This window comes from Streptomyces sp. NPDC058964, from assembly GCF_042741275.1.
GTDB lineage: Bacteria > Actinomycetota > Actinomycetes > Streptomycetales > Streptomycetaceae > Streptomyces.
Genome location: NZ_JBHYKH010000269.1, coordinates 5720 through 11986, shown reverse-complemented (window position 1 = coordinate 11986; position 6267 = coordinate 5720). Strand labels below are relative to the sequence as shown.

The window sequence follows — 6267 nt, the reverse complement described above, 5'->3', positions numbered from 1 at the left end:
CGATCGGGCGGCCGGGGGGGCGGGCCACCCCCCCCCGCCGCACCACTGGCACGCCTCCGCGATCACGACACCGGCGGATCTCGCCCCCTTCACCGCCGAGGACCTCGACGAGGCCCGCAGCCGGCTCACCCGGCTCGCCCGCATCTGGGCCGTCCGCCTGGACGCGCTGACCGACGAGCAGCTCGACGACTCGCCCGGACAGGGCTGGAGCTTCCGCGAACTCGCCCAGCACCTCGCGGGATCCCGGTACTACGCCGATGCCGTGGGGAGCCTGGCATGACCCCGTTCGCCGGTCTCCACCGCGCGGGCGAGCCCCTGTTCCTGCCGACCGCCTGGGACCACGCCTCGGCGGCAGCCCTCGCCGCACGGGGATTCGGCGCGATCGGTACCACGAGTCTCGGCGTCGCCGCGGCCGCGGGCCTGCCCGACGGCGCGGCCGCGACCCGTGAGCACACCCTCCGGCTCGCCCTTGCCCTGGGTACGGAACCCTTCCTCCTCTCCGTCGACGCGGAGGGCGGCTTCAGCGACGACCCCGACGAAGTGGGAGCGTTCGCACGGCAGTTGTGGGCCGTCGGAGCGGCCGGGATCAACCTGGAGGACGGTCTCGGGCCGGTGGACCGGCACGCCGCGAAGATCGCCGCGGTCAAGGCGGCCGCGCCGGGACTCTTCGTCAACGCGCGCACCGACACACACTGGCTGGGCGACGGAGCGGAGACGCTCCGCCGCCTGGACGCCTACCGGCGGGCGGGCGCCGACGGCGTGTTCGTCCCCGGCCTGAACGACCCGGAGCAAATCAGCGCCCTCGTAAGGAACTTCGACGTTCCCCTCAACGTCCTCCACTCGCCGGCCGGTCCCACCGTCGCCCACCTCACCGACCTCGGCGTACGGCGGATCAGCCTCGGCTCGCTGCTGTACCGGCGGGCGCTGGGCGCCGCCCTGGACGCCGTGGCCGACATCGCGGCCGGACGGGTGCCCGGCGGTACGACGCCGTCGTACGACGACGTCCGGGCGCTGGAGCGCCGGCCCGGGTGAGACCCGGCCAGGCCGCCACGCCCGTGCCGATGCCGCTCACTCCGGACACCGGCCATCTGGCGAGCTCGCCGCCGAGGGACTCGGGCAGTACGCCGAACAGGAACCGGAAGACGCCGTAGCCCGCGGCCGCGCATCCCGGGCTCCCCAGCCGGCCGGGGAAACGCACCGGAGGCGATCCGGGTTCGCCCGGCGGTCCGGGTCCGCACCGCCGACTCTCAGATAATCGCCGGGGCTCCTGGGGTGTTCACCGGAACCAGTGTCTCCGTGAGCCGGTCGGCGAACGCGACGGGGTGCTCGAGGGTGCCGAGGTGCCCGCCCGGGAACTCGGCGAAGCCGCCTCCGGTGCGCGCGGCCACCGACTCGGCCGTCTCGTAGAGGAGTTGGCCCCTCGAGTCCGCCCCGGCGGCCACGGTGAGGAGGGGCGCTGAGGCCGGGGAGGCCGGCCCGGTGGGGACGTACGCGGTGAACGGGCGCAGGACCCGGGCCAGGAACACGTCCATCGGAGTGGCCGACTCGTCGTCGGTGGCGGGTGGTTGCCCGCCCTGCAGCCGCTCGATCAGCTCGGCGCGCCGCCGCGCCCCGTCCGGTGGCAGCGTCACGCACGGGGCCTCGTGCGCGACCACGTGCCGCAGCCGTTCCGGGTGCCGTGCGCGCAGGTCGAGGACGGCGATGCCGCCCGAGCTGGTCCCGAAGACGTACGCGCTCTCGCCGTCCGGAAGGACCTCCTCCAGCACGCGGTGGGCACCCTCGCTCCACTCCTCCACCCGCTGGTCCGGTACGGGCCGGCCGAGCCGTCCGTGGGCGAGGCCGAGGGGGTCGTACGTCACCACGGTGAAGCGCTCCGCCAGGCGGTCCGTCAGCGGGCCCAGCCCCATGGGGTGGCCGGCCCCGCCGGGGACGACGAGCAGGACGGGCCCGCCGCCGGTGACGTCGTAGTGCGGCTCGGTCATCGGGACTCCTTCTCCCGCGGCCAGTGTTCGAGCGTGATGTGCAGGGCGTCGACCGCCTTGCCCCAGGAGGCCTGCACATCGCGGGCGGCGCCGAAGCCGCCGGCGGACTCCAGGGCGCAGTAGCCGTGGAAGGTGCTGCGCAGCAGGCGCACCGCGTCGGTGAGGTCGGGTTCCTCGAGGCCGTAGGCGCGCAGCATGCCGTAGGTGATCTCGGCGGTGCGCCGCATGCCGGGGGAGTCGGCGATCAGGGCCTGGTCGATGCGGATCTGGGTGGCCGCGTAGCGGCCCGGCCGCTCCAGCGCGTACTGCCGGTAGGCGTCGGCGAAGGCGGCCAGGGCGTCCTTCCCGGCGCGCCCGGCCACGGCCGCCGCGATCCGGTCGATCAGCTCGGCGCCCGCGAACAGCGCGAGCCGTGTGCGCAGGTCCTGCAGGTTCCTGACGTGCGAGTAGAGGCTCGCGTCCTTGACGCCGAAGCGGCGGGCGAGTGCGGAGAGAGTGACGTTCTCGAAGCCGACCTCGTCCGCGAGCTCGGCCGCCGCGGCGACCAGCCGGTCGGCGGAGAGTCCTGCGCGGGCCACGGGGATCACCTCCTTGGTTATCCAGGAGTAATCCTAGGGCATCTAGGTAAGGTGGTCGTGAGGCACGCCGCGTCGGGCGTGCTCAGCAGTGCCTGCCGTGGGCGGAGACCAGCTGTACGTCCTCCGCGCGCAGGCGCAGGGCGTGCCGGGAGGAGTCCTCGCCCCGGGACGGGGCCGGGTCCCAGAGCCACACGGTGTCGCCGCTCGCCTGGAAGGAGAGGACCGGGTGTGCGGTCGGAACGGGCCCGTTGATGACCGGGATCCTCGGGCTGAGCGGTCTGACGCAGAAGAGTTCGCCCTGGAGCCCGAAGTAGGCGGAGGGGCGGCGCCCTTCGGCGGCGGTCTCCATCGCACGGTCGGCGGCCCTGTCCACACCGTCGAGCGCGTCGATCGTCACGGTCAGGACGGCGACCAGCACCATCAGCGGCAGGACCCACCGGACGAACCCGCTCGCGCCCGTCTGGACGTTGAAGTGACGGGCCCAGCCGCCCATCGCGACGAGCAGCAGCGAGAACGCCACGGCCAGACCGAGCGGCCGCAGCGCCACGGCGTACTGCCAGTAGAACGCCACGTGCACCGAGTCGGCCGGGACCCCGAAGCGGTCCTCCAGGTAGATGGCGTGCAGGAACGACCCGGCCCAGGGCAGCACGAACGGCAGCGGAGCCGCGAGCACGGGCAGGAACCACTGCATGTTGCGGCTGAACCAGGACTCGCTGAGGGCGTACCAGAGGCCGAGGACCGTGAAGCCGAAGAGCAAGGTGAGGAGGACGCCGGCGAGTTGCCGGGACAGCGAAGCGGGCTGGGCGCCTGCCCAGAAGAACCCGAAGACGGTCAGGCCCCCGACCAGGGCACAGCCGATCCCCAGCCGGACGAGCCACGGACGCGGCTCGTTCGCCGACACCCACTTGCCCACCGGCCAGGACATCCCGGCCGGCCAGGCCAGCACCAGGAACCGCCACGGCGTTGTCAGCGCGCCGAGGACCATTCCGCACGCGAGACTGACGAGTACCACCGCGCCGACGCCCGCGATGAGGATCGCCCCGCGGCGCGGATCGGCCGACCGGTCACGCGGCCGGGGCCCGATCGAGGTGCGGATGTCGTGCACGTCGGGATCGAAGGGCGCGCCCCCGATGTTTCGCCGTTCCAACTCCGCCAGGGCCCGGTCCCGTTGCTCCTCGCTGTACTCGCCGCGCAGATGCAGGGTGTGGCGCAGGTCCCAGCCGCCGACGGCGATCCAGTGCTCGGCCAGCCACCGCAGCGCGGGGCCCGCACCGTCCGGCACCTTGTGGTGGACGTGGTAGGTGGTGTTCGGCTCGGCGGGCTTCGGCCGGATGAGTTTGGCCTCCCGCACCCATACGTCGATCTTCCGCCGTGCGGCCAGCGAGGTCAGCCGCTCACAGGCCGTCGACCTGGCGGTCAGCCGGGAACCCCGCAACGGGACTTCCACGATCAGCCCGGTGTACCCGTCGTCCGTCCCCACGGCGTCCCCGGTGCGCGCCGGGCGCACCCGCCAGCCCTGAGCCGTGAAGACACTGGTCGCCAGCTCCAACTCGTCGTTCTCGTCTCGGACTTCGACGACCAGGCGCACCCTGCGGTTGAACGGATCCGGTATCACCGGCGAAGTTTCGCACAGCAAGTCTGCGCCAAACTATGAGAGTTGACTCTCACGCTTTCTGAGAGGACACTCTCACACCATGGCATCCGGTGACCACGTGTCAGGCAATCGCTACGGCGACCTCGAGATAACCGACCCCAAGGCCATGCGAGCCCTCGCCCACCCCGTGCGGCTCGCCGTCCTCGAGCGGCTGCAGCGCCACGGCCCGGCCACCGCCACCCAGCTGTCCCCGCACGTCGGCGCCACCCCGTCGGTGACCAGCTGGCACCTGCGCCATCTGGCGGGCTTCGGGCTGGTCCGCGACGCGCAAGGGTCGGCAGACCGGCGGGAGCGGCGGTGGGAAGCGGTGGCGCGCGGCTTCCGCTTCGAGGTGCCGGAGGACGAGGAGGGGCGGTCCGCCGCCCGGGGACTGTCCGGGGAGATGTTCGCGAGCGTCGCCGAGCTGCCACTGAGCTGGCTGACCGGGACCGAGCCCCGGCTGGAGCCGGAGTGGACCCGTCACGCGGGTGTCGCCAACACGCGGATCGTCATGTCGGCGGAGGAACTGGCGGCTCTGCACGTCGAGTTGGAGAACCTCCTCGCCCCGTACGTCACCCGCGACCGGGCCGAGTGGCCGTCCGGCAGCCGTGGGGTGAAGCTGCTGCTGTACGCGCTGCCGGAAGCGGCCGGAGACGACACGGACGCCCCGGACGGCGCAGACGCCCCGGACGGTGCAGACGCCCCGGACGGCGCAGACGAGACGAGCGCTCCGGCGTGACCGCATCACTGTGGCGGGACCGCCGCTTCGTCCGCTTCTGGACCGGTCAGACCGTCTCCCAGTTCGGGGACCGCGTCTCCGAACTCGCCGTTCCGCTGATCGCGGTGGGCACGCTGCACGCCACCGCCGCACAGGTCGCCCGGCTGACCGCGCTCGCCTGGACCCCCAACCTGCTCGCCGTGTTCCTCGGCGCCTGGGTCGACCGCCGCCCCGGCGAACGGGCCCTGATGGTCGCCGCGGACCTGGTCCGCGCGGCCCTGCTGCTGACCCTTCCGCTCGCCGCTCTGGCCGGCGCGGTGACACTGGGCCAGCTGTACGCCGTCGCGCTGCTGACCGGACTGGCCGGGGTGGTGTTCGGCACGGCGTACTCGTCGTTCTTCCCCCGCCTCGTGCCGCCGCCGTCGTACGTCGACGCCAACAGCAAGCTCAGCGCCAGCTGTTCGGCCTCCTTCGTCGCCGGACCCGCCCTCGGCGGCGGACTGGTCCAACTGCTGACCGCCCCCGTCGCCGTGGCCGTCGACGCCGTGTCCTTCCTGGTGTCGGCGCTGCTGGTCGGCCGGGTCCACGCCGACGAACCGCGCGTCACCGGCCGTCCGGACGGACCCGCGCTGCTGCGCGGCGCGCGCGAGGGACTGGCCTTCGTCGTCCGGCACCCGGTGCTGCGGCCGACCCTCGCCTGCGCCACGACGCTGAACTTCTTCACCTTCCTGACCGGCACCGGCCTGCTCGTGCTGTTCGCCGACCGGGAGTTGGGCCTGTCCCCGGGGGTGATCGGGCTGGCCTTCGGCGCCGGTGCGATCGGGGGACTGCTGGGCGCGGTGGCGGCGCCCGCGATCTCCCGGGCGATCGGCGTGGGCCGCAGCGTCGCGGTGGGCGCCGTCCTGTTCCCGGCGCCCTTCGCCCTCGTCTGGGCGGCCGAGGGTCCGCCGTGGGCGCGGGCCGGGGTCCTGGCTGCCGCCGAACTGCTGTCCTCGTTCGGTGTCATGCTCTTCGACGTCAACCTCAACTCCCTCCAGACGGCGGTCGTCCCGGACGGACTGCGCAGCCGCGTGGCCGGCGCCTACAGCACGGTCAACTACGGGGTACGGCCGCTGGGCGCGCTGGTCGGCGGCGCACTGGCCACCCTCGTCGGGCTGCGCCCCACGATCACCGTGGCCGCGGTCGGCGGGGCCCTGTCCCTGCTGTGGCTGCTCCCGTCCCCGATCCCGGGGACCAGGACCCTGGACGACATCGCGGTCGTGGCGCCCGGCCCCCCCGGGCGCGGCCCCCGCCCGCCCCCCCGACGCCCCGCACCCCCCCGCGGGGCGCCCGGCCGGGGGGGGATAAAAAACAGAC

Annotated in this window: 6 protein-coding genes and 1 pseudogene; 4 read left to right on the top strand and 3 right to left on the bottom strand. The window is 73.6% G+C overall.

All coding sequences use genetic code 11. The features are described from left to right. A pseudogene (locus ACFW2E_RS28250) lies at positions 1 to 280 on the top strand (hypothetical protein); the annotation flags it as partial. Further along, a complete protein-coding gene (locus tag ACFW2E_RS28245) occupies positions 277 to 1032 on the top strand; it encodes an isocitrate lyase/phosphoenolpyruvate mutase family protein (RefSeq protein ID WP_384469889.1) in 756 nt (251 codons plus the stop codon). The pseudogene ACFW2E_RS28250 and the gene ACFW2E_RS28245, both read left to right, overlap by 4 nt. 215 nt (positions 1033 to 1247) lie before the next feature. On the opposite strand, the gene ACFW2E_RS28240 is transcribed toward ACFW2E_RS28245, so the two are convergent. The 3 genes from ACFW2E_RS28240 to ACFW2E_RS28230 all read right to left on the bottom strand — a co-directional run bounded on the left by ACFW2E_RS28240 (position 1248) and on the right by ACFW2E_RS28230 (position 4175). Next, positions 1248 to 1982: an alpha/beta fold hydrolase gene (locus ACFW2E_RS28240; protein WP_384469888.1), complete on the bottom strand. Its 735-nt coding sequence runs from the start codon at positions 1980 to 1982 to the stop codon at positions 1248 to 1250. Continuing rightward, positions 1979 to 2560: a TetR/AcrR family transcriptional regulator gene (locus tag ACFW2E_RS28235; RefSeq protein ID WP_384469887.1), complete on the bottom strand. Its 582-nt coding sequence runs from the start codon at positions 2558 to 2560 to the stop codon at positions 1979 to 1981. The genes ACFW2E_RS28240 and ACFW2E_RS28235 overlap by 4 nt, the downstream gene beginning before the upstream one ends. 82 nt (positions 2561 to 2642) lie before the next feature. Then, entirely contained in the window at positions 2643 to 4175 is a 1533-nt protein-coding gene (locus ACFW2E_RS28230) for a hypothetical protein (protein ID WP_384469886.1), read from the bottom strand. A gap of 97 nt (positions 4176 to 4272) precedes the next feature. Here ACFW2E_RS28230 and ACFW2E_RS28225 point away from each other — a divergent pair, with 97 nt between their 5' ends. Both ACFW2E_RS28225 and ACFW2E_RS28220 read left to right on the top strand, forming a co-directional pair. Beyond that, positions 4273 to 4932: an ArsR/SmtB family transcription factor gene (locus ACFW2E_RS28225; RefSeq protein ID WP_384469885.1), complete on the top strand. Its 660-nt coding sequence runs from the start codon at positions 4273 to 4275 to the stop codon at positions 4930 to 4932. Then, the coding region (locus ACFW2E_RS28220; protein WP_384469884.1) for an MFS transporter at positions 4929 to 6267 on the top strand (1339 nt) is incomplete at its 3' end. The genes ACFW2E_RS28225 and ACFW2E_RS28220, both read left to right, overlap by 4 nt.

Excerpts from the sequence above, each read along its gene's own strand:
- ACFW2E_RS28240 (WP_384469888.1), bottom strand. The coding sequence starts at position 1,982 with ATGACCGAGCCGCACTACGACGTCACCGGCGGCGGGCCCGTCCTGCTC.
- ACFW2E_RS28245 (WP_384469889.1), top strand. The coding sequence starts at position 277 with ATGACCCCGTTCGCCGGTCTCCACCGCGCGGGCGAGCCCCTGTTCCTG.